This window comes from Hymenobacter sp. YIM 151858-1 (assembly GCF_025979705.1).
In the GTDB taxonomy this organism is placed as follows: domain Bacteria; phylum Bacteroidota; class Bacteroidia; order Cytophagales; family Hymenobacteraceae; genus Solirubrum.
On record NZ_CP110136.1, the window covers coordinates 142,868 to 168,642 of the forward strand.

Genomic DNA, 25,775 nt, shown 5'->3' on the forward strand with positions numbered 1-25,775 from the left:
ACGGCAAGGCCGCCTAGGTGCCCCAAGCCGCGTTAGCCGCTGATGAGGTGGCGCCGGGCCTCCTCGGCGTCGTTTCCGAGTTGGGCTTTCAGGGCATCGAGGCCGTTAAACTTCTGCTCGTCGCGCAGGCGGGCCACAAACTGCACCGTCAGGGGCTGGTCGTACAGGTCGCCATCAAAATCGAGCAGGTGCGCTTCCACGGTTTCGGCCAGGTCGCCGCCCACGGTGGGCCGCACGCCAATGTTCAGCATGGCGGCGTGGTGGGCGCCGTCGGCGGTGGTGGCCATTACGGCGTACACGCCGCGGCCGGGCACCTGCTTCAAGGGCTCCTCGCACTTAATGTTGGCCGTGGGGTAGCCAATGGTGCGGCCCAACTGCTGGCCGCGCACCACCGTGCCGGTGTAGGGGTAGTCGTAGCCGAGGTAGCGGTTGGCGGTGGCAATGTCGCCGGCTTCCAGCGCCCGCCGAATGCGCGTGCTGCTTACGCCCACGGCGTCCACGTCTTCGCGCGGTATTTCCTCTACCTCCAGCCCGTATTGGGCCGCGTGCGCCTGCAGGTACTCAAAGCTGCCTTCGCGGTTTTTGCCGAACCGGTGGTCGTAGCCGATAACCAGCTTTTTGGCGCCCACGGTTTCGAGCAGCAGCTCGCGGATGTACTGCTCCGAGGTCCACTCGGCAAACTCGCGGGTAAACGGCACGATCAGCAGATAATCCACGCCGTGCGAAGCCAGCTTTTCGATGCGCTCCTCCAGCGTGTTCAGCAAGTGCAGTTTCAGCGGCTCGGGGTGCGCCAGGGGCGGGGCCAGCACCAGGCGCGGATGCGGCCAGTAGGTGATAACCACGCTGGGCCCGTCGGATTGCCGCGCCACCTCCTGCAGCCGCTGCAGAATTTTCTGATGCCCTAGGTGCACGCCGTCGAAGGTGCCGCTGGTAACCACAGCGTTGGTTAAGCGCGGAAACGCGGCGGGGTCGCGAACAACATGCATGAATGGCAAAATTTATACGGGTAATGCTGCGTACGCAGCAGGTAGCCCGCCGGTCGTAAGCATCCGCAATCAATCAGTAATAGAAGATGCAGCCCTTTGTACGGCGGCAGGGCGCAAATGGCGCTTAGGCTTGCGGCTCGGGTTGCTCGGGCGCCGGGCCGTGGGTGGCGTCGTAGTGCTCCAGCCCGGCCCGGCGCTCGGGGCGCGGCTCGCGCTGGCGGCGCGGGCGCTCGGCCTCGCCCGCGGGGCGGGGCGGGCGCATGGCCTCAATGGTAGCCATGCTCAGGGCGTTTTCGAGGCGGTACTCGCCGATGCGTGTGCGCACCAGCTGGGTCAGGTGCGCGCCGCAGCCCAGCAGCTCGCCAAAGTCGCGGGCCAAGCTGCGCACGTAGGTGCCCTTGGAGCACACAATGCGGAAATGCACGTTGGGCCCGTCGGTTTTGGTTAGCTCAAAGGCCTTAATCTCAACCACCTTGCTCTTAATCTCGGCGGTGTCGCCGCGGCGGGCTACCTCGTAGGCCCGCTCGCCGTTGATCTTCACGGCCGAAAACAGCGGGGGCGTCTGCTCGATTGAGCCGGTAAGCTTAGCTGCGGCTGCCAGCAGGTTGTCCTGCGTGATGTGCTCCCAAGGCTTTTCAGCATCCACGGGCGTTTCCAGGTCAAACGAAGGCGTGGTCTGACCCAGGCGGAAAATGCCGGTGTACTCCTTTTCCTGGGCCTGAATCTGGTCGATGCTCTTGGTTTTCTTGCCGGTGCACAAAATCAGCAGGCCCGTGGCCAAGGGGTCGAGCGTGCCGGCGTGCCCGATTTTGCGGGGCTTGAGGGCGTACTTCACCTTCTTCACCACATCGAAGGACGTCCAGCGCAGGGGTTTATCGACGAGCAAAACTTCGCCGGGGTCCATTTCGGGCTGCGGGGCCTGGGAGCGGCGCTGGGGCTTGTGCTGGTTCATAGCAGTTGCAGGTTGATGCCCAATCCGATCATCGTCAGAATAATGCCCCCGACGATGATGCGGTAAATGCCAAACGCCCGGAAGCCGTAGCGGCTCACAAATGCCACAAACGACTTTACGGCCAGCAGCGCCACCACAAACGCCACCGCGTTGCCGAACAGCAGCACCTTAATGTCGGCGGCCTGCAACGGGTTCAGCTTGTAGGTTTTGTACAGCTCGTAGGCGGTAATTACCGTCATGGTAGGCACGGCCAGCAGAAACGAGAAGTCGGCCGCCGAGCGGCGGTCGAAGCCTTGCGCCAGGCCGCCCACGATGGTAGCCGCCGAACGCGACACGCCCGGCACCAACGCCAGGCACTGAAACAGGCCCACCTTCAGGGCTTTGGCGTAGCTGGGCGTGGTAATCTGCTTGCCGGGGTCTTTAAAAATACGGTCGATGAACAGCAGCACGAGGCCGCCTACCACCAGCGAGGTAGCTACCACCGTTACGCTTTTCAGCAGGTCGGCAATAACATCCTTCAGCAAAAAGCCCAAAATGCCGAAGGGCAGAAACGCCACGGCGAGTTTCAGGTAAAAATCGAAGCTCTGCAGAAAGCGGCGCCAGTACAGCACCACCACCGACAGAATTGCCCCGAGCTGAATGCTGGTAATAAAGGTTTCGGTGAAGGGCAACTGCCCGATGCCGAGCAAATTGGCCACGATAACCATGTGCCCGGTGCTGGAAACAGGCAAAAACTCCGTAAGACCCTCCACGATAGCCAGCAGGAGGGCGTGCCAATAACTCATCCGTAGAAACTAGCGGCGCTGAAACGTAGGCCGTGCCGGTTCGGCCGGGGCAGCCGGAGCGGCGTTCGGCGTGGTGGCACTGGTGTTGGCAGGCTGCGTGGGGGTAGCCGCACCCGACGACGATTTTGCCATGATGGCAAAAAACTCGACCGTGAAGCCAGCTGCCAGCAACAGCGGACCTAGGGTAAGGCCCAGGAAGCCCTCGCCGTAATCGGCCGTGTCGAGGCTCATCGTGATAAAACCAGCGGCCAGCAATGCCAGCCCGATAAACATCAGGCGGTAGTTGCGGGGCCCAAAGGCGAAGCGGGAGGACATATGAGCGGATGAGTAGTTGAGTGGATGAGTAAATGAGCCGAAGAATAGCTGGCTCAACGAGAAGCGGTTTTGCGGGCGGTGGTTAAAATGGCCACAACCCGGCTGTAATCGTGATGCAATTCGTGCAAGCGGCTGGCCGGCACAATCTCGGCTTCGCCGAGCAATTCGAGCCAAAAAAGGGTTTCGTCGGCTTCTTCAATGCAAATGCTGAGTTTGGCGAAGTGCTCTTTCTCGGAACGGGCCCGGCACAAAGCTCGGTAATTGGCTCCAACCGAAGTAGCCGAGCGCAGCAGTTGGCGGCCAATAACGCGTGATTCTTCGGTGGCTGGCAGTTGGCGGTGCAAGCGAATTACGCGCAAAGCCAGGTCTTTAGTTAGCTGACGCAACGCTGCGGTAAATTCGGCTTTGGTGCCGGCCTTGTCCAACGAGGCAAATCTGTCCATCTGCTCAGCCACTCATCTGCTCATCCGAATCAGTACAAATCATCGAGCGACATGCGCAGGTATTTGCGCACGGCCCGGTACGAACTGAAAAAACCAATTACGCAGCCCAGCAGCACCAGCGCCACCAGCACGGCGGCAATCAAGCGCTCATCGCGCAGCAGGCGCAGCTCATCCAGCTGCAGGTACGCCGATTGCAGCAAGGCCAGCAGCAGCAAGGCAGCAATGGTGCCGCTTACAAAGCCCTGCCAGGTGGCGCGGCGCAAAAACGGCCCTTGGATAAACCAGGGCGTGGCGCCCACCAGCTGCATGGAGCGGATTAGAAAACGCTGCGAGAACAAGGCCAGCTTGATGGTATTGTTGATGAGCACCACCACCACAAACGTGAGCAGCAGCGCAAAGCCCAACAGTAGCAGGCTCACTTTGCGCACGTTCTGGTTGATGGAGCTGATGAGGCCCTGCACGTAGGTAACCTCGTACACGCCTTGCTGCTGGCGCAAATCCTGGCTGATGCGGCGCAGCTGTACCGAATCGGCAAACTGCGGGTTGATCTTGAGAATGTAGGCGTCGCGCAGGGGATTGTCGCCCAGAAACTGCTGAAACTCCTCGCCGGTCAGCTCCACAAACTGCCGCGCGCCTTCTTCCTTCGACAAGAAACGCACCTGCGCCTGCTCGTTGCGGTAGGCGATGTAGGGCTTTTGCGCAAACGTGCGCTGCAGGCGCAGCAGCTGGGTTTCGGGCAGGTTGCGCTCGAGGTACACCTGCACCTCCAGGTTTTCCTTCACGGCTTCCGAAAGCTTGTGCGCGTGCACCAGCAGCAGCCCAAACAACCCGATTACCAGCAACGCCAACGTGATGCTGAACACCACCATGGTGTGCGGGTAAGACCCTAGTTTTTTCTTACGGGCGGGGCGGAACTGCGGCATCGGTGGGCAAAAGTACAATGATCAGTGAACAATGAGCAATGAGCAGCAAGCCACCCGGGTTAACCGCCCGAAGGCAGTAGGCGAAGTTCAGCGGCCAACTGAGCATTGATAACTGCTCATTGCATCACAGGGCCGTGCGCGGGTCGTCGTCGATGATAAGCTGCTCGCGGGCTTTGCGGCGGGCCTCCTCGCGGCGGCGCAGGCGCTTGCGGGCAAAGAGCTCAGTTAAGTTGTCGAACTGCTCGGTGTGCACCACCGAAAGGCCCGCCCGTTGCTGGTTGGCAAACTGGGCCTGGTCGCCGATGTCGCGCGGGGTGGTTTCGTAGCGCAGGCGCACCCTAAACTTGCCATCGGCGCGCAGAAAATACTCCAGCCCGATGTCGCCGATGAGCGAGTTTTGGGCCGGGTTCACGGAGGTGCCGTTGGTGTTGTTGGTAATGCCGCCCGAGCGCGTAACGCGCAAGCGGCCCTGCAACAGGCTGTAGCTCAGGCGCACCTGCAGGTCGCGGAGCTCTTCGGCCGTTACGCCGTCGAGGTTGAAGTCGATTTCGAGGTTCTGGTCGATTTGCGAGGTGAGCAGCCCCAGCTGCGTCGACAGAATTTGCCCTAGGCTATTTTGCACGGCGTTGTTGCCGGCAAACAAATCGGGGGTGCCAAACTGGCCCGGCGCCGAGAGCTGGCGGAACAGCAGCAGCGAAAACACCTGCCGGTTGAGCTCCTGCTCGTCGTTGCGGATGTTGGAGAGGAAAGAGGTGAGCTGCCCTTCGAGCGTGGTAGGCGCGTCGTTGAACTCGAGACCCAGCTGAATGCGCGGCAGCAGCATGTCGCCGGTGAGGTGCATGATGGCCGTTACGCTGGCAAAAGTGGCCGAGCCTTCGGTTGCGTTCAAAATGGGCGCCAGCGAAGTGCGCTGGGTGTAGGCCGCCGTTACGTCCATCTGGCCTTCGAGGGGGCTGCCGTTCCAGGTGAGCGTGCCGCCCGGGCGCACCTGGAATTCTTTGTTCACGAGGCCCTGCAGCGTGAAGTTGTAAGCCCCGCGCACCACCTCCAGCTGGCCGTACATATTAAAGTCGCCGCGCGTATCGATGTTCAGGCGCAGCTGCCCGCTGGCCGTACCCCGAATTACGTCGCCGGTGGTTTCGTCCAGAATCACCTCCATGTAGGCGTCGGGCGTCACGTCGAACACGCAATTCAGCAAAATGCCCGATAAATCGACGGCAGCGCTTTTGGGGGCGGGCGTCGCCTTGGTGGTGTCGGCCGGCACGTTGCGGTTTACGAACTGAATGTAGTTGGCTTGCGTGGCGGTGGCGGCGTTGTCGAGGGGCAACGAGAGGCGGGTGCCGGCTTCGCTGCGGGCCCGTACGTTGATAACCAGGTTGTTGGTGGGGCCCGTTACGCTGGCCTCGCCCGTGGCGAAGGCCGTGCCGAAGTACAACTCGTTTTGCCGGCGCGTGGTATTCAGCACTTGCATGCGCCGGAAATTGGCCCGCAAAGCCAGGCGCATGTTCTCGAAGCCCTGGTGGTAAATGGTGCCGTCGAGCGTGCCGGTGTTGCCCAGCACGTCGCGCAGGCGAATGCTGCGGAACACCATGCGGTCTTCGAAAAAGCGGATGTTGTCTTCGAAGGTGTAGGTGGTGTTCAGGTACGGAAACGTGAACACGCCCTGGCGCACAGCCACGTCGCCGCGCAGGGTAGGGGCCGAGAAGGGCCCGGTAAGCCGCAGGGTACCCCGGCCCGTGCCCCCTAGGTTGGTGAGCACGCCGGCCAAAAAGGGCTCGGCCAGCTTCAGCGGCGCATCGTTGAGGGCGCCGGTGAGGTTGAGCTGCTCTTGCGCCGCGCCGGGGGCAATGGTGCCCGCCACGCTGAGCACGTTCAGCTGGTCGCGCCCCACCGAGAGGTTGACACCTAGGCGCTTGCTCGGGTTATCCCAGTTCGACATGCCCGACACGTTGCCAATCAGCACGTTATCAAAATACAGCGAGTCGACGGTGAGGCGCGAGGCGGCTACCAGCTGCCCGAACACGCCGCGCACGTCGCCGGTGGCGTTTACGCGGCCGCGCATGTTCTGGCGCGTTAGCGGCGAAAGGGTGGCCAGCTCCAGGTCTTTTACCTCTAGGTGCAGGGTTTGGGCCGGGTCGTCGGATACTTGCCCGGTGGCCAGGATGCGCTGCGGCCCGTTGGAGAGCGAAAAGTTCGGCACGGTGATTTCGTGGCCGGCGCCGGCAATCAAAATGGCGTCGTCCTGCGCAATCGTCCATTCGCGGCCCAGCAGGTTCAGGCCCGATTTGCGGAACACGATCTGCACGGCGTTCGGCAGAAAATCGAGGGCGCCGTTGATGGTGGCGCGGTTGGTGGTGCCCGTTTGCGCCACCGACGACGAGAAGTTGATCTTGTCCTGGTCCCACACGCCTTCGGCGTAAAACTGCTCGGTGCGACCTAGGACGGGCAGCTCTTGCCGCGTGCTGGTTACGCTGGCCTGGGCCAGCACATCGGGGGCATTGGGCGCTTTCGAGGTCAGCAGGTCGAACTCCACGTTGTGCGCCCGGATGCTGTCGTACTGCACAAAGCCGGCTTTGCCACCTAGGGTTAGGATGGAGGTGGCGCCGTTGCGGAACGAGCCCTCGATGCGCGCCGAATCGCTGACCGTGAGCTGCGGCAGAAACACGTGAATCAGCGGGTTGGCTTGCTTGAGCTGCAGGTTCAGGTCGATGGCGTAGTCGGGCGTTACCTGGCGGCGCTTGCGGCGGTAATAGGCCGCGGTGGCCGCCGCGTCGCCCTCGAAATTGAGGCGGTATTCCTGCACCAACTGCTGCACATCGCGCATGGCCTGCGAAAACTGGTAGTTGCCGCGGGCCCGCAGCCGGAAGGCATCGGAGCGCATAGCCAGCAGCCGCTGGCCGTCGCGGCGGGTAGCCAGCACATCCAGCGTATCAAGGAAAACGGTGCGGCCGCGCAGGCTCAGGCGGGTATCGCGCAGGTGAATGCGGCCCAGCAGCTCATCGAGCGTGAGGCCCTGGAAGCGCACGTCGGCCTGAGTGCTCACCACCAGCGGCTCGCTGGTAATACCCAGGGCCTGCAGGTTGGCACGGCGCACATCCGACACCAGGTCGAAGGCCTGGCGGCCGCGGCCCCAGTTCACGTTGCCTTCGCCAATCAGCTGCAGGTTGGGGTCGTTGATGTTTACCTTGCCTTCAAACTCCTGGCGGGTAAGGCGGCCATTGGTTACCACAATGTTCTGGTAGCGGTACCCCTTCACCCAGATGTGCGGAATGGTGGCATTGGCCTGCAGGCGGGCCGCGTCGGGGTCGAAGCCTACGCCCTCCACGCGGCCGTTCACGGCCAGGTCCCGAATCAGCGACTCATCGCCGAGCAGCTTGCCCAGCTGAAAGCCGGCGGTGCGCACGGTGCCCTCGTAGCTGGAGTTGCGCGGGTCGGTCTTGAACTTCAGGTTGACGTCGGCCGTGAGGTTGCCCAGGTTGGTCTTGAAGTCGCCGTTGGCTACAAAGTCGTTGTAGAAACCCAGGAAATGCCCGTTCAGCTTAACCGTGCCCAGGCGCTGGAAGTAGGGGTACACCGAGGCGGGCAGCACCGGCCGCAGGTCGCGCGGGTTGAGCACGGTGCCGGGGCGCAGGCGCAGCTCGGCAAAGGTTTCCTTCCACTCGGGCAGGCCCTCGGCCGATACGTTGCCGATGATGTGGGTGCCGCCGTTGCTGTACTTCACGTCCAGGTTCTTGGCCGAGAAGTTGCGCACGTAGCCCTTGGCCTCGCCCGATACCAGCACGTGCTCGTTCCAGTTTTCGAGCTGGGGCGCAAACTGGGCAATGTCGTCGGAGTACACGCTGCTGGGCTGCAGGCGCGCCGTCACTTTCACCGAGTCGTTGAAATCGGTGAAAGTGAGAAAGTGCTTGTACTCAAACTTCACGTAGTTGCTGAGGCGGCTCCGGCCTACGCGCAGCGTCAGCTTATCAAACTCCCAAAACCGCGAGGCATACGTCATGTCGGCCGTAAGCTCGCGCAGCCGGGTTTTCGACGGAATATCGACGGCCCGCAGCCCGTCGATCCGGGTGTGCAGCGTATCGCCCCGAAACCAGATCTGCGACACGTCGGCGTAAATGCTGTCGACGAACATGTGCGCGTAGTCCATGGAGCGGCCGTATTCAGAGGCCCTAGGTCGGTCCTGGCGGTCGAGCACAAAGCGGGCATTGCGCAGCGCCACCCGCTCCACCTTAAAGTCGAAGGGCTTGGTTTTTTTGGTGGTGTCGGGCGCACCCAGGAGCCGCTTGAACGCGGCCAAGAACTCATCGAGGTTGGTTTTGGCGTTGGGTGCGTTGGGGTAGGTTACCAGCGCAAAACGGGCCTCGGTAAGCGTAACTTTGCTGAGGTAAAGCTTGTTGGGCGAGAAAACAGAGAACGTGCTGACATCGGCCTCCAACTCGCCGATGTAAAACAACGGCCCGCCACGCCGATCGAGCACCTGCACGCGCTCCAGCACCACTTTGGTAAAGGGCCGGATGTCGACGCGCCCGATGCTAACCGGCTGATCCAGCTTGTCCGACAGGATTTCGGCCGCCCGCTGCGCCACCCGGGTTTGCACCGCAGGCACCCGCAAGGCCAGCACCGCCGCGCCCAGCAACAGGCCAAGCACGAGCACGAGCCCGAGCAGCACCTTCAGGATGGCCTTTATAACTTGCACGCGGTTGTTGGCGGTGTGGTAGAAAGCGGAGCCGCTGCGCGACTGCCCAGCAGCAAGACGTAAACGCTGCCCCAACGGATGCTTGTGTGCTCCGATAGGGCAGATAATCTGCAAAAAAAGCTAACTGCCCGCACATAAGCCGCGGATCATCCTATGGAACACCCAATTATTCTGGCCATTGAATCGTCGTGCGACGATACGGGCGCGGCAGTAATGGCCGGGGGCAAAATTCTGGCCAACGTGGTGGCCTCGCAGCAAGTGCACGAATTGTACGGCGGCGTGGTGCCCGAACTGGCCTCGCGCGCCCACCAGCAGCATATTTTGCCGGTGGTGCAGGCCGCGCTGCAAAAAGCCGGTGTGGATAAAGAACAGCTCGATGCCGTTGCGTTTACCCAAGGGCCCGGCTTGCTGGGCTCGTTGCTGGTGGGCGGCATGTTTGCCAAAAGCTTTGCGCTGGCCCTGGGCAAGCCGCTGCTGGCCGTAAACCATATGCGTGCTCACATTCTGGCGCATTTCATCGAGGAGCCCCGGCCCGAGTTTCCGTTTCTGTGCCTTACCGTAAGCGGCGGCCACACCCAATTGGTGGTGGTGCGCAGCGCCCTGCACATGGAAATTGTTGGCCAAACCCAGGACGACGCCGCCGGCGAAGCTTTCGACAAAACGGCCAAGCTGCTGGGCCTGCCGTACCCCGGCGGACCTAGGCTCGACAAATTGGCCCAGCAAGGCAACCCGTTGCGCTTCCCGTTCCCGGTCAACCAAATGCCAGGCTACGACTTCTCGTTTTCGGGCGTGAAAACGGCCGTGATGTACTTCCTGCGCCAGCAAACGCAGCAGAACCCCAAATTCATCGAAGAAAACCTGCCCGACCTCTGCGCCAGCATTCAGCACACCATTCTGCAAACGCTGATGCGCCAGCTGCGCCGCGCCGCCGCCGATTTCAACCTCACCAACATTGCCATTGCCGGAGGCGTAGCGGCCAACTCGGGCCTGCGGGCCGAACTGCAGCGCTTGGCCGAAAACCACGACTGGCGCGTGTTCATCCCGGCTTTTCAGTACTGCACCGATAACGCCGGCATGATTGCCATGGCCGCGCACTTCCAGTACCTGGCCGGCGACTTTGCCTCCCAACTTGCCAGCCCCGACCCTAGGTTGAAGCTGGCGTAGTAAGCTAAAGTTAGCAGTTAGTTCCCCTCCTCAGATGAGGAGGGGCTAGGGGTGGTTGAAAAGCGAGGATTAGCAGCTAGTTCTAGATGCCGTGCAAACGCCAAGTCAACCACCCCTAGCCCCTCCTCAGATGAGGAGGGGAACTAGCTGCTAACTCGTTAATAGCATTGGTACACTACAGCCGGACAACGAAGCGGTAGAGGTGCTTCGACAAGCTCAGCATGACGTTCTAGAATATCGGCAATGCACAACCCCTTCCACCCAGGCGCCCAGAAAACCCATCACTACACCGTCGTACCTGCCGACTTTGCCAGCTTTGAAGCTGGCAATGGGCTGGTGCACCCCGTGCTGAGCACCTTTGCCCTAGGGCGCGAAATGGAGTGGGCGGGCCGCTTGTTCGTGCTCGAGATGCGCGAAGCAGGGGAGGAGGGCATTGGCACCATGCTGGAGGTGCAGCACCACGCGCCCGCCTTTGAGGGCGAAGCCGTACAGGTTACTGCTACCTTTGCCGCCCTTGTTGGCCGCGAGCTTACCTGCACCGTAGAAGCGCGGGTGGGCGAGCGGCTGGTAGCCACGGGCCGCACCGGCCAGCGCATCGTTGACAAAGCCAAGCTCGAAGCCCGGTTTTCGGCCTTGCGCGAGGCCAAATGACCGCCGCGCCCGCTCTATTTTCGTAAAGCAACGGCCACCGCAACCGCTGCGCTATTCCCCCGCGACATCCATCCATGGCAAAAGCCAACGACACCAAACCACGCTCCATCAACATCCAGAACCGCCGGGCCGGGTACGAGTACTCGTTTCTGGTTAAGTACACCGCCGGCATGGTGTTGCTCGGTACCGAAATCAAAAGCCTGCGCGACGGCAACGCCAACATCACCGACGGCTATTGCACCTTCGGTAGCAACGGCACACTGTGGCTGCACGGCGTAACCATTGCGCAGTACACCCAAGGCACCTACAACAACCACGAGCCCACCCGCCCGCGGCAGTTGCTGCTTACCAAAAAGGAAATGCGCCAGCTCGAAGCCAAAAGCCAGGAGCAGGGCCTCACCATTATTCCGCTGCGTATGTTTATCGGCGAGCGGGGCTTTGCTAAGGTTGAAATCGCGCTGGCCAAGGGCAAAAAGCTGTTCGACAAGCGCGAGGACATAAAAGCCCGCGACGTGAAGCGCGAAATGGACCGCGCCCGCTACTAATCGGCTGCATTGATCTGCCAAGCCGAGCCTTTCCTTGCGTACCTTGCGGCCTGATTTACCTCTAATTACCACCTTGGAACACGGAATTTGCGCCCTGAGCGTGGTGCCGGTGCGGGCCGAGCCGGCTGACAAAGCCGAAATCGTAACGCAGCTGATTTTCGGCGACTGCTACAGCATTGTGCAGGCGCAGGGCAACTGGGTGCAGGTGCGCACCACCGCCGACGACTACCTCGGCTGGATGGACGTGAAGCAGCACACGCGCGTGTCGGCGGAGTACCTGGCGGCCTGGAGCGCGCAAGACCACCCCCGCAGCCTCGATGTGGTGCAAATGGTGAGCAACGCCACCACCCGTATTCCCATTACCCTAGGTGCCCGCCTGCCGTTTTTTGATGGCATGACCCTGCGCCTCGGCTCCGAAACGTATTTCTACAACGGCGCGGCCACCAACCCGCTCAACGGCCACGGCCCGCTGGGCCCCGCCGACAAGCGCACGGCCTTGTTGCTGAAAGCCGGCCAACTGTTCCTGAAAGCACCGTACCTGTGGGGCGGCCGCACGCTGTTCGGCGTCGATTGCTCGGGCCTGATGCAGCAGCTGTTCGGGCTGATTGGCGTGCAGCTCCCCCGCGATGCCCGCCAGCAAATCGATCTAGGCGAGGTGGTGCACTTTGTAACCCAAACCCGCCCCGGCGACCTGGCCTTTTTCGACAACGCCGACGGCCGCATCATTCACGTGGGCATGCTGCTCGACGACCAGCAGATTTTGCACGCCAGCGGCGAGGTGCGCGTGGATGTGCTCGACCACAACGGCATCTTCAACCAGCAACGCCAGAAGTACACCCACAAGCTGCGCCTCATTAAGCGCGTGCTGCCTGCCTAGGTGCCGCCCCGGGCCCTGCAAAATGCAAGCATAATAGGCAAGCTCAACTTGAACCAACCCGCACCTGCGGTGGTTGCGTAAACGGCTGGAAAGCCCTAGCTTACCGCTAGTTCCGAACGCTTACGACCCCCGGTGTATGGACCAAAAAGTGCTCGTGTTGAATGGCGACTACTCCGCCATTACCCTCTGCAGCGTGCAGAAGGCATTTGTGTTGCTGTATCTCGAAAAAGCCGAACTCATTGCCAACAAAGAGGGGGCGTTTTTGCGCACCGTCAGCATGGCCTACCCCAAGCCAAGCATTATCCGGTTGCAGCGCTACGTGCGCGTGCCCTACAAAGGCATTGCCCTGAGCCGCCACAACGTAATGAAGCGCGACAACTTTGAGTGCCAGTACTGCGGCTCCACCAAAAACCTCACCCTCGACCACGTGCTGCCCCGTTCGCGCGGCGGCGACTCGAGTTGGGGCAACCTGCTGACTGCCTGTGCCCGCTGCAACCACGCCAAAGGCCACCGCACCCCCGAAGAAGCTGGACTTACCGTCCGGCAAAAACCCAAGAAGCCAACCCTTGCCGGTTTCCTTAAGCTAAGTGCCGGCACCATCGACCATACCTGGCACGCCTACCTCAACTGAACCGGCGCAGCAGTAGCTGCCCGGTTTTTTTGTGCCGAAACCCTAGGTGCCTCGGCGTTGGCGTCAGAAAAAAGGCCCCGCGGCTACGTGCTGCGGGGCCTTTTGGGCAAGTAAGGGGCCGAGGCTTAACGGCTGCCGAGTGGCTGGTGCGCCGTGGTGTAGCGGCTGTCGTCGCTTACGGGCGAGCCGGAGGCGCCCGTGAATTCGAGCAGGTCTTTGGTAAGGCGGTCTTTGCCATCGGCGGTGGCAAACAGGCCGTGCGGCTCGCCATCGTAGCGGATGTAGGTGGCGCTGGGCAGCAGCTTGGCCAGCTGATCGGAGCTGGACTTGATGGGCACGGTTTTGTCGCTGGTGCCGTGGATGATCAGCGTGGGCACCCGAATGGCCAGCACATCCTGGCGGAAGTCGGTTTCGGCCCAGGCGTGGGCGCAGGCTTCGGTGGCGTGCGGCGTAGCCTGCAGGCAAATCATCTGCATCCAATCGAGGGTGGCCTGGCTTACGGGGTGGCTTACCACGCCCACGCCGTAAAACTGCTTGCCGAAGGTTTGCAGAAACGCGGGGCGGTCTTTGCGCAGGTTATCCACGATGTCGTCGAACGTCGCTTTGTCGACGCCATCGGGGTTGTCGTCGGTTTTCAGCAGGTAAGGCAACACGCTGGCCACCAGCACCACTTTGCTTACGCGGGCCCCGCCGTAGCGGCTCATGTAGCGGGCCACTTCGCCACCGCCCATCGAAAAGCCTACCAGCGTTACGTTCTGCAGGTTCAGGCCCTCCAGCAGCGCGTTAAGGTCGCTGGCCAGCGTGTCGTAATCGTAGCCGTCCCAGGGCTTGTCCGATTTGCCGAAGCCGCGGCGGTCGTAGGCAATTACCCGCTTGCCGTAGTGCGGCAACGCGTGGGCCTGGTGCTCCCACATTTGGTGGTCGGCAGGCCAGCCATGAATCAGCACCACGGGGTCGCCCTGGCCCCAATCCTGGTAGAAGATATTAACGGGGTTGCCTTGGGCATCTTGCCCTACTTTGAGGTAGCTCATATGCGGTGTGGTTGTGTAATTGGGTTGCTATGCGGTATCTGCCTGCGTACTGCCGCAAGCATACCAGGGTTAGCGGGGCTGCCTGTCCGCAAGTATTGCAGCATTAGGTATTTGGCGGCGAAACTCAGGAGGCGCTCGGCAAATTGCCCGATCCTCCCGACGAAAATTATTCCGCCTTTTTTCAGCACACACCCGCAGCCCCGCCACCAACCGCAGCAGCGGCCCTAGGTGCCGGGCAGTGCTGCGGCTGCGGCAGCTTCGGAACAAATAGCCACCTTTGGCCCAATGAGCCGCCATCAGACCATTTTCCTAGGTGCCCATGCCCTGTTACTGACCCTTGCAGCCTGCCAGGAGCGTCAGAAAACCGAAGCCCGCACTTCGGCCGAACAGCCCACCACAGCGCCCGCCGCGGCAGCGCTTAGCAACTCGCCGGGCGCGTGGTACCGGCAGTACCGCGGCCTGCTGCCCGGCAGCCCCGATAGCATTACCCTGCACCTAACGGCCGCGCCTGCCAACCCAACCGAAGCCGAAATAGCCAGCTACTACGGTTCTTACAGCCGCCCCGACGGGCAGCCTTTTGAGCTGGTGGGCTTGGCCGCCATCAGCCCCGATAGCGTGGTGCTGCAAGACATCAGCCCCGAAGTAGCTGCTTCGGATAACAACGGCCCCGTGTGGCGCCTGCGCCGGCAAGGCACCGCGTTGGTAGGCACGTACAAGGGCCAGGCCGTGCGTTTACGCCTGGCCCGGCCGGCGGGCAGCGTAGCAATGGTGGCGCGCTATTTCGCCGATTCGGTAGCGGCTTACCCCGGCCAGGCGCAAACCCCGTATGCGCACCTCAGCCTGTTGGCCTTGCTTCCGGTTGAAGCCCCCGCCGAGCTTCGGGCCAACATCCTGCGCACGCTGCGCGGCGATACGCTCAGCAACCGGCCAGCGCCCACGCTCGCCGGGTACTGGCAGGCGCAATGGCGGAATTACGCTGCCGATTACCGCGCCAACGCCGCCGAAGCCCGCAGCGCCACCGCCCCCGACGATACCACCGCCCTGCCGGCCTACGCCCTCCGCTACGACGAGCAGCAGCTCGTGCGCGTGCTCTGGAACCAGGCGCCGGTGCTTAGTCTGGGCTTTCTGAACTACAGCTACACCGGCGGCGCCCACGGCAACTACGGCACCACCGTGGCCAGCTTTGATGTGCGCACCGGGCGGGCCCTGCGCTACGCCGACATCTTTCGGCCCGGCACAGAGGCGCAGCTTACGCCGGTGCTCAGCCGCGCCGTGCGCCGCACCCTAGGTATCGGGGCCGCCGCCCGCCTCGATGAGGTGCTGATGGTAGAGCAGATGCCCGTTACGCGCAACGTTTACCTGACCGGCGGGGGCGTAGTGTTTGTGTACGTGCCCTACGAAATAGCCTCGTACGCCCAGGGCGAAATCCGGGTGTTTGTGCCCTTTGCCGAGCTGCGGCCCTACTTGCAGCCGGGCCTGCCCCTAGGTACCCACGCCGACGTAGCCGTCCTTTAGGTTTTTGGCCTCCGGAGCCTGCCGCTGCTGAGCGGTGGTTCTCAGCCCGGAGCCCTGGCTGGGCTATTGCCGAGTTGCCTGACCTTTAGCACAATCGGGGAACGAGGCGGCGGTAATCTACGTATGAGAGGTCCGCTTCAAGCCCCAGCCGTTGTAAGCAACAGGATGATAAATGTCATTCGTCTGCTTTGGGTGGTTGGCGTTTACAGCGGCCTTTAGCGCGTACCTTCGCGGCCCATTCCGTTTCCCCGTTTGCATGTCAGTACCCAAGTTTGCCGCCGTTCGGCAAAAAGAGTCGTTTCACAATGAGCTGAAGCGCCGCGTCAACGCCTATTTCGAAGAATCGGGCAAAGCCACTACCGGCAACGCCACGCTGTTCACCAAAGCGGCCCTGCTCACGGGCGCGCTGCTGTTTCTCTACATCCACCTCGTGTTCTTCACGCCGCCTACGGGCTGGGCCATTCTGGAGTGCATCCTGATGGGTGGGGTAGGGGCCGCTATCGGCTTCAACATCATGCACGACGGTGCCCACGGTTCGTTCTCGAAGCACGGCTGGCTCAACCAGGCCGCCGCTTTCACCCTGAACGTGTTCGGCGGCAACTCGTTCATGTGGAACATGAAGCACAACCTCATCCACCACATGTACACCAACATCGACGGCGTGGATGACGACATCGATGCCCAGCCCTGGCTGCGCCTGAGCGAAACCCAGCCGCGCCGCGCCCTGCACCGCTACCAGCACTACTACTTCTGGTTTCTGTACGCCCTCTTCTACCTGGCTTGGGTTGTGATGATGGACTACCAGAAATACTTCAAAGGCTCCATCGGCTCGGTGCCGCTGAAGAAGATGGAAACCAAGGATCAGCTAGTGTTCTGGGGGTTTAAGGCGCTGTACCTCGTGCTTTTCGTGGGCATTCCCATCTACATCGTGGGCTTTCTGCCCTGGGTTATCGGCTTCCTGATCTTCGCCGCCGTGGCCGGTTTCTCGCTCAGCCTGGTGTTCCAGCTGGCCCACACCGTGGAGCCCGCCACCTTCCCGGTGCCCGACGCCCAGACCTACAAAATGGAAGATGAGTGGGCCGTGCACCAGCTGAAAACCACCGCCAACTTCGCCACCAACAACAAAGTAGTTACCTGGCTCCTAGGTGGCCTGAACTTCCAGGTGGAGCATCACCTGTTCCCGAAAATTTCGCACGTGCACTACCCGGCCATCAGCAAGATCATCAAGCAGGCCTGCGAGGAGTTCAACGTGACCTACAACGAATTCCCGCGCATGCGCTCGGCGGTGCTGTCGCACGTGCTGTTCCTGCGGCAGCTGGGGCGGGCGTAGTATTAGACTGTTGATAAATCCTGATAAGCCTCAAACGTTAAAGCGTTTGAGGCTTATTTATTTTCTGGTCATACTCTTGCGGCTGGCTTTCACTCTGCACTAAGCGCCAACCTTGTTCTGCTAGTAATTTGGCTTGAACTCCTATGTAGCAACCATAATCGAACTTCTGAAAGTATTGCGCTATAGCTCTTCGGAACAACTTGATAATTGGCTGAGAAAATTCGGCCTTGTATGCTGTGCTTATAGTTCCTTCAATCAGCACTCCTTCTTTATGGATGCCGCCTGGACGGAAAGAAATGGTATCGGGATTAGATAATTGGTCGACGGCATATTTGATTCCGCCGCTCCGTTGTGGTATGGCACGTACTTGAACTTCGCAGGATGTGGATAAGACAAGGTAATTAGGCGAATGAGCTGAGTCCCTCAGAGCTATTCCAAGCTTAGGAATTAATCCAAGTGAAGGATAGCTGGTTGCTTCGGGTGAATCGAATAGCCCGGTTTCGCAATACTTCAGACTATATCTGGACTCAATGGCTGCGATGACTGAAAGTAGATGCTCCCGGGTTGCGTAGAAGCGCATATGAGCACATACTAGTTTGTTGATTGCCAAAACTAAAGCTTTCTAAACCTCACCCAAACCCGTATCTTTGCGGCCCTGCCAGGGTGGCAGGACGGGGCTTTGGCCCTGGAAATCAATACAAACGCGTTCCGGAGGCTTGGCCCTGCGCCGGACGTGTACACCAGGGCCACTGCAATATCATGGCAGAAATGGTAGACAACTTCGACTGGGACAACGTCGGAGCCAACAGCTTCGGTGGCAACTACTCGCAAGAGGAGCGCGCCCGTCTCGAAGAAATGTACGCCGGTACGCTCACCACCGTTGAGGAGGAGCAAGTAGTAAAAGGCACGGTAGTTTCGGTTAACGACCGCGACGTAATCGTGAACATCGGCTTTAAGTCGGATGGTCTGGTTCCGCGTTCGGAATTCCGCGACCTGGCTGAGCTGAAGCCCGGCGACGAAGTTGAAGTATTCATCGAAGACCAGGAAGATGCCAACGGTCAGCTGATCCTGTCGCGCAAGAAGGCGAAGATCAAGCAGGCTTGGAAGGCCATCTACGACGCACTGGAAAACGACACCATCCTGGAAGGTGTGGTGAAGCGTCGCACCAAGGGCGGTCTGATCATGGAGCTGGACGGCGTAGAAGCCTTCTTGCCCGGCTCGCAGATCGACGTGAAGCCCATCCGCGACTTCGACATCTATGTTGGTCGTCGCATGGAGGTGAAAGTGGTGAAAATCAACGCCGCTTTCGACAACGTGGTTGTTTCGCACAAAGTCCTCATCGAGAAGGACCTGGAGAAGCAGCGCGAAGCCATCCTCAACAACCTGGAGAAAGGCCAGATCCTCGAGGGCGTTATCAAGAACATGACCAACTTCGGTGTGTTCATCGACCTCGGCGGCGTAGACGGCCTGCTGCACATTACCGACATCTCGTGGGGCCGTATCGCTCACCCGTCGGAAGTACTGCAGCTCGACCAGAAACTGAACGTAGTAGTTCTGGACTTCGACGAAGCCAAGAAGCGTATTTCGCTCGGTCTGAAGCAGCTGACCCCGCACCCGTGGGATTCGTTGCCGCAAGACCTGCAGCCCGGCTCGCGCGTACAAGGCCGCATCGTGAACGTGGCCGACTACGGTGCGTTCATGGAGATTGTGCCTGGCGTTGAAGGCCTGATCCACGTTTCGGAAATGTCGTGGAGCCAGCACCTGCGCAACCCGCAGGACTTCATCAAGCAGGGCGACGTAGTGGAGGCTCAGATCCTGACCCTCGACCGCGACGAGCGCAAGATGAGCCTGGGCATCAAGCAACTGACCGAAGACCCGTGGACTCGCGCCGACTTCGGTGGCAAGTACGCTGTAGGTACCAAGCACAACGGTCTGGTGCGTAACCTCACCAACTTCGGCCTGTTCGTAGAACTGGAAGAAGGTGTTGACGGCCTCGTACACGTTTCGGACCTGTCGTGGACCAAGAAGGTGAAGCACCCCTCGGAAATGGTGAAGGTTGGTGACCGTCTGGACGTAGTAGTTCTCGAACTCGACGTGCAGAACCGCCGCCTGGCCCTGGGCCACAAGCAGCTGGAAGAAAACCCCTGGGATACCTTCCAGACGGTATTCACCCCTGGCTCGGTTCACAAGGCTACCATCACCGAGAAGTCGGACCGCGGCGCCGTTCTGGAGCTGCCCTACGGCATCGAAGGTTTTGCTTACCCCAAGTCGCTGGCCAAAGAAGATGGCTCGCAGCCTGAAGTAGGCGAGGCGCTGGACTTCCGCGTAGTTGAATTCTCGAAAGACGACCGTCGCATCGTGCTGTCGCACTCTGCTACCTACGGTGCTGGCCAAGAGGAGGAAAACAACCGCGCTGCCAAGTTCCAGAAGAAGAAGCCTGCTGCTGGCGGCAACGCTGGTGGCAACACCGGCGAAGGCAAAGTTGCCGATCTGAAGAAAGCCGAGAAGTCGACCCTGGGCGACCTCGACGCTTTGAGCGCCCTGCGCGACCGGATGCTGGGCAACGAGCAAGGTGAAAACAACGGCTAATTAGCCGCTGGTAACCTCAGCCCTATGAGAAGCCCCCGGCCGAAAGGTCGGGGGCTTTTTTGTTCAAGTTTTTTTGAGCACGCTACCAGCGATTTAGCCTGCTGCAGAGCAAATACAACGGCGCGGGCTTTGCAAAAGCAAATGGATAACGTATGTTTGCGGCCCCAAGTCTTACCAAGGTGACGTGACCGAGAGGCTAGGTAGAGGTCTGCAAAACCTCGTACAGCGGTTCGAATCCGCTCGTCACCTCAACTAAAAGCCGGCCCGAGCTATTACAGCTCGGGCCGGCTTTTTTGTGCTTGTGGCCGCGCCTAGGTGGTACCGCCAGGGCCGAGGAGCAGGGGCAGTACGAGTATCAGGTACCAGAAAAGCATAAAGCCCCGGCTCAACGAACCGGGGCTTTTGGGCTAACCTAGCAGCCAACAATTGTCGGCTGCGGGTACCTACGATGCTGGGAGGGCCGCTGGATTGGCAGGCGGGGAAATATTTTCGGCGGGCATGAAACGGAAAAAGCCACGGGCCAGTGGACCGCGGCTTTTCCCATATTCCAAACAAAAACGCTCTTACGCGTTCAGGAGGGTAAACCGATAAGGCGACTGATAAGTGCCTGAAAAGGAGGAGGAAAATTTGGGTGGCGTGGATGCGAAGGCTTGCCGCTCACGGATGCCAGACTTTGTGCAGGAGGCCGCAATGGGAGCAGAAGCTACGTATTTGTACGCGATAAAATGCGTATTGTGCTATAGTCAATTGGCAAGGATGAGCCGTAGAATAAAGCTGTGCACGGTGCGCAAGCTCCAGCACAACAAAACGCCTGAGCTTGAGAAAGGTGGCCGTGTTGCTGTGCCCGCAAGAGCAACGGCCGCCGGGCTGAAGCGAAGGCCACAGTGAACAGCGGAAAACTCAAAAATAGGCCGCAACTAACTGCTGAGGCCACATCCCAAAGCCAAGCTCAGCCGTAGAAGCGCCCGATCTGTATTCTCTCAACATCCCCCCCCTGCTATGAAAATCGTCGACCTCCGCACCATGCGTGGGCCTAGCTACTGGTCCGTGAAGCACCCCAAGATTATCGTGCTGAAACTTGACCTGGAAGAACTGGCCGATACCTGGAGCAACGCCGTGCCGGGCCTCGATACGCGCCTGCTGCGCCTGCTGCCCAACCTCGAGGAGCCCCGCAGCAACGACGCCCGCGAGGCCTCCAAGCGCCCTCCGCTCTCGCGCGAGCAAATTGCCGACGGCGAACCATGGGGCCACATTGTGCAGCACGTGGCGCTGGAGCTGCAGCGCATGGCCGGCATGCCCATGCGCTGGGGCAAATCGCATCCGGCGCACGAGGAGAACATGGAGATGGTACTGTTCGAGTACCAGGAGGAGCGGGCGGGCCGTGTAGCGGCCGAAGCCGCCGTTGACCTGCTGAACGCCTTGGTGCGGAAGGAGAAGTACGACGTGCGCGCCATCGTCGACGAGCTGCACGAAATCCGGGAGGAGGAATACTTTGGGCCGAGCACCTACAGCATTGTGGCGGAGGCGGCCTCGCGGGGCATTCCGTACATCCAGCTGCGCGAGAGCAACATCATTCAGCTGGGCTATGGCGTAAATCAAAAGCGCATTTGGGCCACTACCAGCAGCTACACCTCGCACGCGGCCGTGGAAATTGCCGGCAACAAAAACCGCACGAAAGCCTTGCTGGCCGAGGCAGGCGTGCCGGTGCCGCGCGGTACCACCGTGTACGATGCCGAAGAGCTGAAGCAGGCCGTGGAGGACCTAGGGTACCCCATCGTGACGAAGCCGCTCGACGGCAACCACGGCAAGGGCGCTACCATCAACATCAAGAACTGGAAGGAGGCACTGGCCGGCCTGAAGGCCGCGCAACAGTACTCCGAGGCGGTGATTGTGGAGCAGTTCATCGAGGGCTTCGATTTCCGCCTGCTCGTAATCAACGGCAAACTGGTGGCCGCGGCCAAGCGTACTCCGGCTGCCGTTACCGGCGACGGGGTGCACACCATTCAGGAGCTGATCGACGAGATTAACAAAGACCCGCGACGTGGGATTGGCCACGAAAAGGTGCTCACTAAAATCAAAATTGATAAGCACACCAACCAAATCCTGAAGGCCCGCGAGCTGACGCCCAAATCGGTGCTGCCGGCGGGGGAGGTGCTGTACCTCAAGAGCACGGCCAACATCAGCACGGGCGGCACTGCTACCGATGTCACCGACCTTGTCGACCCCTACAACGTGCTGTTGGCCGAACGCGTGGCCGGCATCATCGGGCTCGATATCTGCGGCATCGACGTGCTGACGACCGACATTGCCATTCCGCTGAACGAAACGCGCGGAGCGGTAATTGAGGTAAACGCCGCGCCGGGCTTCCGGATGCACATTTCGCCCGCCGAAGGCCTGCCGCGCAACGTAGCCGCGCCCGTGGTGGATATGCTTTTCCCGAGGGGCGCTACCTCGCGCATTCCCATTTTCTCGGTAACGGGCACCAACGGCAAAACCACCACCACTTTGCTGCTTTCTCACTTGGTAGCTTCCAAAGGCTTTAAAGTGGGCCACACCACCACCAGCGGCATTTACATACAGGGCCGCCAGCTGCAAAGCGGCGACTGCACCGGCTCGCAAAGCACCGAGTTTGTGCTGAAAGACCCCACCGTAAACTTTGCGGTGCTGGAGGTGGCCCGCGGCGGTATGCTGCGCTCGGGCCTGGGCTTCCGGTACTGCGACGTGGCCGTGGTAACCAACGTGGCCGCCGACCACCTAGGGATGCGCGACATTCATACGGTAGAGGAAATGGCCGCCGTGAAGGGCGTGCTGCCGCGCACAGTGCGCAAGAGCGGCTGGGCCGTGCTCAACGCCGATAACGACTACACCTACGCCATGCGGCAATGGGTCGACTGCAAAGTGGCCCTGTTCAGCATGGATGAAAACAGCCCGCGTATCCGTAGCCACGTGGAGGCCGGCGGGGTGGCGGCCGTGTACGAAGAAGGCTACATCACGATTTACAAAAACACCTACAAGCTGCGCATCGACCAGGCCGAGAACTTCCCGATTACTCTAGGTGGCCGGGCCAAGTTCAACATCGAGAATGCCCTGGCAGCAGCTTTGGCGGCCTATTGCTACGGCTTCGATAAGGACGACATCAAGACGGCGCTGCGCACGTTTGTGCCGTCGGCCACGAAAACGCCGGGCCGCATGAACGTGTTCCGCTTCCCAGGTTTCGAGGTTATTGTCGACTACGCCCACAACACGCACGGCATCGAGAAATTCGGCGAGTTTCTGGCGGCCACGCCGGCCACGCACCGCGTGGGCGTGGTATCGGGCCTCGGCGACCGGCGCGAAGAAGACACCATCGACTACGCCCGAACAGCCGGCCGCATCTTCGATGAGGTGGTGCTGCGCCAGGACCGCGACCTGCGCGGCAAAACCGCCGAGGAAATTGAGCGCCTGATGCGCAGCGGCCTCACCATGGATAAGCCCGACCTGCCCATTTCGTACGTGGAGGACGAGCTCGATGCCATTGAGTACGCCGTGCAAACGGCCCGCGAAGGCTCGGTAATCACCATCTTCACCGAGAACATCAAAGGCGCCCTGGGTAAGGTGGAGGAGCTGCAGGCCCGCATTGGCCAACCCCAGCAGCAACCCGCCTAACGGCCCTAGGTGCTGCAACGCAAAACGCCCCGCCGGATGCTCCGGCGGGGCGTTTTGCGTTGAGTCTGGAGGAAAGAGTAGCGCGGGCACTAAGCCCTAAACCCTAGGTCCCTGATTCCTATTTCAGCGTGAAGGTGGTTTTGCCGATCAGGTAGCCGTCGGCGTATAGCTCCACGGTGTGGGCGCCGGTTTTGTACTCGTTGCCTTTGGCGTATACAAACTGCACGGGCTGGCGCGTGTTGTCGTACACGATTTCCTGCTTGGCAGTGTAAAAGGCTTCGTTGCCGTCGATCAGGAACGTGCCGCCGCCGGTGCTCAGGTTGTACAGGGCCGAGCCATCGGGCTCGAGCAGGCGCATCATGATCTGCTTGGTTTCCTTGGGGGCCACGTCGTTGCGAGACAGGTTGAAGGTAACCTTGATTTTCTCGACGCGCTTGGCCTTGAACTCGTTGTCTTCGTCCTGGGCCTCCTTGTTGCGGCGGTTTACCACGCCCACCCGAATGTTTTCGGCCTGCAGGCGCGAGGCAATGGCCACCTTTTCGCTGAGCTCCTGGTTGGAGCGGGCAATGGTGCCGAGCGTATCGGTCAGCTTGTTCTGGCGCTCCTTCAGGGTTTGCGTTTCCGTAAACAACATTTCGTTGTCCTTCTTCAGCTGGGCAATTTCGTCGTCCTTCTGGCGCAGCTGGCGCTCAAAGTTCTGGGCGCGCTGCTGGTAGCGCTTCTGGTCGGCGAGCGAAAACGAGCCCGCCCGGAAGGAGCGCAGCTTCAGCAAGTCGGCATTTACGCTGGCAATTTTGGCCTCCAGCGAGTCGTTGGCGAGGCCCATGCCTTGCAGCTCCTGGCTTTGGCGCTCGAAATCGGCCTTCAGGGCTTCGTACTGCTTGATCTGTTCCTCCAACTTGGTGTCCTTCACTTTGATATCAGCGGCGAGCTGCTCGTTCTGCTTGCTCTTTTGCTGGTTCATGTAGAAGAGGATACCGTTGATGCCTAGCAGCACGAGAAACAGCGCGACAATCAGCAGCACGCGATTATTGTTGCGGCGTTCGGGGGCTTGCTCTTGTTCCATAGGGGGGTGGAAAGTGAATGAAACCGCACCGGGATTAGCCCGGCCACAGCGTTACCTTTACGCCAAAAATACACGGATATTATAGCCGAGCAACTTTATTGCCCAGCTTACCCGTTGTTCGCCGCATGTCAGCAACCCCCTTCGACGCCGCTTATTGGAGCGCCCGCTACGCCGCCGGCCACGACCAGTGGGATACCGGCGCCGTGACCGAACCGCTTCGGGCGTACTTCGCTCAGCTGGGCCCCGGCGATGCCCGCCGCATTCTGATTCCGGGTGCTGGCCGCGCCTACGAGGCTGAGTACCTGCATCGTGCAGGGTTTGCGCAGGTGTACGTGGCCGACATTGCGCCCGAGGCCCTAGGTGCGCTGCAACAGCGCGTACCCGATTTTCCGGCCGAGCACCTGCTGCTTCAGGATTTCTTCGCCTTGCAAGGGCCCTACGACCTAATCGTGGAGCAAACATTTTTCTGCGCCCTCGATCCTGCGCTGCGCCTCCGCTACGCCCAGCAGTGTGCCAACCTGCTCCGGCCGGGCGGCAAGCTGGTGGGTTTACTCTTCGATGGCCAGGTAGGTCCGGGCAACGAGCCGCCCTTCGGCGGTACCCGCCAAGAGTACCGCCGTTACTTCGAGCCGTACTTCGATTTCATTTACTTCGATACGGCCTACAACTCCATTAAGCCGCGGGCCGACCGCGAGCTGTTCATCTGCCTTCAGAAAAAAGCCGACACCCTGGCCTAGGTGCCGAGGCGTCATTCCTCTACCAACATGCTGAATACCCTAACCGCTGCCCTGCCCAACTTCGCACATACCAACTCGGGCCAGTTCTTCCTGATGGCCGGCCCTTGCGTTATCGAAGGCGAAGACATGGCCTTGCGCATTGCCGAGCAGGTGCGCACGATTTGCGACCGGCTGCAGATTCCGTTCATCTTTAAGGGCTCGTACCGCAAGGCCAACCGTTCGCGCCTCGACTCCTTCACGGGCATCGGCGACGAAACCGCGCTGCGCATCCTGCAGAAAGTGGGCCGCGAAATCGGCGTGCCCACCGTTACCGACATTCACGAATCGGGGGAGGCGGCCATGGCGGCCGAGTACGTGGATGTGCTGCAGATACCCGCCTTTTTGTGCCGCCAAACCGAGCTGCTGGTGGCTGCGGCCGAAACGGGCAAGGTGGTCAACATCAAGAAAGGCCAGTTTTTGTCGGGCGAATCGATGGGCTTTGCCGTGGATAAGGTGCGCCAGTCGGGCAACCCGCACGTAATCCTCACCGACCGCGGCAACTCGTTCGGCTACTCCGATCTGGTGGTGGATTACCGCAACATTCCGGCCATGCAAAGCTTCGGCGTGCCCGTGGTGATGGACGTAACGCACTCCCTGCAGGAGCCCAACCAAAGCAGCGGCGTAACCGGCGGCAAGCCGCAACTCATCCAAACCATTGCCAGCGCCGCCATTGCCGTGGGCGCCGATGGCTTGTTCATCGAAACGCACCCCACGCCCGCCACGGCCAAATCGGACGGCGCCAACATGCTGCAGCTCGACCGCCTCGAAGCATTGCTGGAGCGCCTGACGCGCATCCGCGAGGCGGTGCGCGCCTAGGTGCCAGAACTATTATCCGGCATTCGTCATCCTGAGCAAAGC

Annotated in this window: 21 protein-coding genes and 1 tRNA gene; 12 read left to right on the forward strand and 10 right to left on the reverse strand. The window is 60.8% G+C overall.

Annotation, left to right across the window (positions count from 1 at the left end):
• Positions 1-32 precede the first annotated feature (32 nt).
• The 7 genes from OIS50_RS00550 to OIS50_RS00580 all read right to left on the reverse strand — a co-directional run bounded on the left by OIS50_RS00550 (position 33) and on the right by OIS50_RS00580 (position 9,097).
• Positions 33-986 (reverse strand): bifunctional riboflavin kinase/FAD synthetase, encoded by a 954-nt coding sequence (locus tag OIS50_RS00550; RefSeq protein ID WP_264692390.1) that lies wholly within the window; start codon positions 984-986, stop codon positions 33-35.
• Between the two features lie 124 nt (positions 987-1,110).
• Positions 1,111-1,938 carry a tRNA pseudouridine(55) synthase TruB gene (gene truB, locus OIS50_RS00555; protein WP_264692391.1) on the reverse strand — a complete coding sequence of 276 codons (828 nt, stop codon included), beginning with the start codon at positions 1,936-1,938 and terminating at the stop codon, positions 1,111-1,113.
• On the reverse strand, positions 1,935-2,723 hold the full coding sequence (locus tag OIS50_RS00560; RefSeq protein WP_264692392.1) for an undecaprenyl-diphosphate phosphatase: 789 nt from the start codon (positions 2,721-2,723) through the stop codon (positions 1,935-1,937). The genes truB and OIS50_RS00560 overlap by 4 nt, the downstream gene beginning before the upstream one ends.
• Positions 2,724-2,732: 9 nt before the next feature.
• Positions 2,733-3,038: a DUF3098 domain-containing protein gene (locus OIS50_RS00565; protein ID WP_264692393.1), complete on the reverse strand. Its 306-nt coding sequence runs from the start codon at positions 3,036-3,038 to the stop codon at positions 2,733-2,735.
• 53 nt (positions 3,039-3,091) lie between these two features.
• Positions 3,092-3,481, reverse strand: coding sequence for a four helix bundle protein (locus tag OIS50_RS00570; RefSeq protein WP_264692394.1), 390 nt, complete (start codon positions 3,479-3,481; stop codon positions 3,092-3,094).
• A gap of 29 nt (positions 3,482-3,510) precedes the next feature.
• Positions 3,511-4,404, reverse strand: coding sequence for a cell division protein FtsX (locus OIS50_RS00575; RefSeq protein ID WP_264692395.1), 894 nt, complete (start codon positions 4,402-4,404; stop codon positions 3,511-3,513).
• A gap of 124 nt (positions 4,405-4,528) precedes the next feature.
• On the reverse strand, positions 4,529-9,097 hold the full coding sequence (locus OIS50_RS00580) for a translocation/assembly module TamB domain-containing protein (RefSeq protein ID WP_264692396.1): 4,569 nt from the start codon (positions 9,095-9,097) through the stop codon (positions 4,529-4,531).
• A 153-nt stretch (positions 9,098-9,250) separates the two neighbouring features.
• Between OIS50_RS00580 and tsaD the strand changes: the two genes are divergently transcribed.
• From tsaD to OIS50_RS00605, 5 genes are all read left to right on the forward strand, one after another.
• Positions 9,251-10,261 (forward strand): tRNA (adenosine(37)-N6)-threonylcarbamoyltransferase complex transferase subunit TsaD, encoded by a 1,011-nt coding sequence (gene tsaD, locus OIS50_RS00585; RefSeq protein WP_264692397.1) that lies wholly within the window; start codon positions 9,251-9,253, stop codon positions 10,259-10,261.
• A gap of 243 nt (positions 10,262-10,504) precedes the next feature.
• The gene (locus OIS50_RS00590) at positions 10,505-10,912 is read left to right on the forward strand and encodes a thioesterase family protein (RefSeq protein ID WP_264692398.1); all 408 of its coding nucleotides are present in this window, start codon (positions 10,505-10,507) and stop codon (positions 10,910-10,912) included.
• Positions 10,913-10,986: 74 nt separating this feature from the next.
• A complete protein-coding gene (gene smpB, locus OIS50_RS00595) occupies positions 10,987-11,457 on the forward strand; it encodes an SsrA-binding protein SmpB (RefSeq protein WP_264692399.1) in 471 nt (156 codons plus the stop codon).
• 73 nt (positions 11,458-11,530) lie between these two features.
• Complete coding sequence (locus OIS50_RS00600; RefSeq protein ID WP_264692400.1) at positions 11,531-12,334, forward strand: C40 family peptidase; 804 nt, start codon at positions 11,531-11,533, stop codon at positions 12,332-12,334.
• 136 nt (positions 12,335-12,470) lie between these two features.
• Positions 12,471-12,965, forward strand: a complete 495-nt coding sequence (locus tag OIS50_RS00605) for an HNH endonuclease (RefSeq protein ID WP_119443264.1) — start codon at positions 12,471-12,473, stop codon at positions 12,963-12,965.
• 125 nt (positions 12,966-13,090) lie between these two features.
• Here OIS50_RS00605 and OIS50_RS00610 read toward each other — a convergent pair whose 3' ends face one another.
• Complete coding sequence (locus OIS50_RS00610) at positions 13,091-13,996, reverse strand: alpha/beta fold hydrolase (RefSeq protein ID WP_264692401.1); 906 nt, start codon at positions 13,994-13,996, stop codon at positions 13,091-13,093.
• 285 nt (positions 13,997-14,281) lie between these two features.
• Between OIS50_RS00610 and OIS50_RS00615 the strand changes: the two genes are divergently transcribed.
• Both OIS50_RS00615 and OIS50_RS00620 read left to right on the forward strand, forming a co-directional pair.
• Positions 14,282-15,511 (forward strand): DUF3298 and DUF4163 domain-containing protein, encoded by a 1,230-nt coding sequence (locus OIS50_RS00615; protein WP_264692402.1) that lies wholly within the window; start codon positions 14,282-14,284, stop codon positions 15,509-15,511.
• Positions 15,512-15,767: 256 nt separating this feature from the next.
• The gene (locus OIS50_RS00620; RefSeq protein ID WP_264692403.1) at positions 15,768-16,841 is read left to right on the forward strand and encodes a fatty acid desaturase family protein; all 1,074 of its coding nucleotides are present in this window, start codon (positions 15,768-15,770) and stop codon (positions 16,839-16,841) included.
• Between the two features lie 37 nt (positions 16,842-16,878).
• Here the strand turns inward: OIS50_RS00620 and OIS50_RS00625 are convergent, their stop codons facing one another.
• Positions 16,879-17,421, reverse strand: coding sequence for a hypothetical protein (locus OIS50_RS00625; RefSeq protein ID WP_264692404.1), 543 nt, complete (start codon positions 17,419-17,421; stop codon positions 16,879-16,881).
• Positions 17,422-17,600: 179 nt separating this feature from the next.
• On the opposite strand from OIS50_RS00625, the gene rpsA reads away from it, so the two are divergent.
• From rpsA to cphA, 3 genes are all read left to right on the forward strand, one after another.
• Positions 17,601-19,430, forward strand: coding sequence for a 30S ribosomal protein S1 (gene rpsA / locus OIS50_RS00630; protein ID WP_264692405.1), 1,830 nt, complete (start codon positions 17,601-17,603; stop codon positions 19,428-19,430).
• Between the two features lie 178 nt (positions 19,431-19,608).
• Positions 19,609-19,679: transfer RNA gene (locus tag OIS50_RS00635), tRNA-Cys, on the forward strand.
• Positions 19,680-20,429: 750 nt separating this feature from the next.
• A complete protein-coding gene (cphA, locus tag OIS50_RS00640) occupies positions 20,430-23,075 on the forward strand; it encodes a cyanophycin synthetase (RefSeq protein ID WP_264692406.1) in 2,646 nt (881 codons plus the stop codon).
• Positions 23,076-23,193: 118 nt separating this feature from the next.
• Here the strand turns inward: cphA and OIS50_RS00645 are convergent, their stop codons facing one another.
• Positions 23,194-24,141 (reverse strand): hypothetical protein, encoded by a 948-nt coding sequence (locus OIS50_RS00645; RefSeq protein ID WP_264692407.1) that lies wholly within the window; start codon positions 24,139-24,141, stop codon positions 23,194-23,196.
• Positions 24,142-24,266: 125 nt separating this feature from the next.
• Here OIS50_RS00645 and OIS50_RS00650 point away from each other — a divergent pair, with 125 nt between their 5' ends.
• Both OIS50_RS00650 and kdsA read left to right on the forward strand, forming a co-directional pair.
• Positions 24,267-24,878, forward strand: coding sequence for a TPMT family class I SAM-dependent methyltransferase (locus tag OIS50_RS00650; protein WP_264692408.1), 612 nt, complete (start codon positions 24,267-24,269; stop codon positions 24,876-24,878).
• A 27-nt stretch (positions 24,879-24,905) separates the two neighbouring features.
• Positions 24,906-25,733: a 3-deoxy-8-phosphooctulonate synthase gene (kdsA, locus tag OIS50_RS00655; protein ID WP_264692409.1), complete on the forward strand. Its 828-nt coding sequence runs from the start codon at positions 24,906-24,908 to the stop codon at positions 25,731-25,733.
• Positions 25,734-25,775: the final 42 nt, after the last annotated feature.

What these genes read in the sequence shown, in the direction of transcription:
- cphA (WP_264692406.1), top strand. Translation starts at nt 20,430, where the DNA reads ATGAAAATCGTCGACCTCCGCACCATGCGTGGGCCTAGCTACTGGTCC.
- truB (WP_264692391.1), bottom strand. Translation starts at nt 1,938, where the DNA reads ATGAACCAGCACAAGCCCCAGCGCCGCTCCCAGGCCCCGCAGCCCGAA.
- kdsA (WP_264692409.1), top strand. Translation starts at nt 24,906, where the DNA reads ATGCTGAATACCCTAACCGCTGCCCTGCCCAACTTCGCACATACCAAC.
- OIS50_RS00650 (WP_264692408.1), top strand. Translation starts at nt 24,267, where the DNA reads ATGTCAGCAACCCCCTTCGACGCCGCTTATTGGAGCGCCCGCTACGCC.
- OIS50_RS00570 (WP_264692394.1), bottom strand. Translation starts at nt 3,481, where the DNA reads ATGGACAGATTTGCCTCGTTGGACAAGGCCGGCACCAAAGCCGAATTT.
- smpB (WP_264692399.1), top strand. Translation starts at nt 10,987, where the DNA reads ATGGCAAAAGCCAACGACACCAAACCACGCTCCATCAACATCCAGAAC.
- OIS50_RS00645 (WP_264692407.1), bottom strand. Translation starts at nt 24,141, where the DNA reads ATGGAACAAGAGCAAGCCCCCGAACGCCGCAACAATAATCGCGTGCTG.
- OIS50_RS00565 (WP_264692393.1), bottom strand. Translation starts at nt 3,038, where the DNA reads ATGTCCTCCCGCTTCGCCTTTGGGCCCCGCAACTACCGCCTGATGTTT.
- rpsA (WP_264692405.1), top strand. Translation starts at nt 17,601, where the DNA reads ATGGCAGAAATGGTAGACAACTTCGACTGGGACAACGTCGGAGCCAAC.
- OIS50_RS00575 (WP_264692395.1), bottom strand. Translation starts at nt 4,404, where the DNA reads ATGCCGCAGTTCCGCCCCGCCCGTAAGAAAAAACTAGGGTCTTACCCG.
- OIS50_RS00615 (WP_264692402.1), top strand. Translation starts at nt 14,282, where the DNA reads ATGAGCCGCCATCAGACCATTTTCCTAGGTGCCCATGCCCTGTTACTG.
- OIS50_RS00625 (WP_264692404.1), bottom strand. Translation starts at nt 17,421, where the DNA reads ATGCGCTTCTACGCAACCCGGGAGCATCTACTTTCAGTCATCGCAGCC.
- OIS50_RS00550 (WP_264692390.1), bottom strand. Translation starts at nt 986, where the DNA reads ATGCATGTTGTTCGCGACCCCGCCGCGTTTCCGCGCTTAACCAACGCT.
- OIS50_RS00605 (WP_119443264.1), top strand. Translation starts at nt 12,471, where the DNA reads ATGGACCAAAAAGTGCTCGTGTTGAATGGCGACTACTCCGCCATTACC.
- tsaD (WP_264692397.1), top strand. Translation starts at nt 9,251, where the DNA reads ATGGAACACCCAATTATTCTGGCCATTGAATCGTCGTGCGACGATACG.
- OIS50_RS00610 (WP_264692401.1), bottom strand. Translation starts at nt 13,996, where the DNA reads ATGAGCTACCTCAAAGTAGGGCAAGATGCCCAAGGCAACCCCGTTAAT.
- OIS50_RS00590 (WP_264692398.1), top strand. Translation starts at nt 10,505, where the DNA reads ATGCACAACCCCTTCCACCCAGGCGCCCAGAAAACCCATCACTACACC.
- OIS50_RS00620 (WP_264692403.1), top strand. Translation starts at nt 15,768, where the DNA reads ATGTCAGTACCCAAGTTTGCCGCCGTTCGGCAAAAAGAGTCGTTTCAC.
- OIS50_RS00560 (WP_264692392.1), bottom strand. Translation starts at nt 2,723, where the DNA reads ATGAGTTATTGGCACGCCCTCCTGCTGGCTATCGTGGAGGGTCTTACG.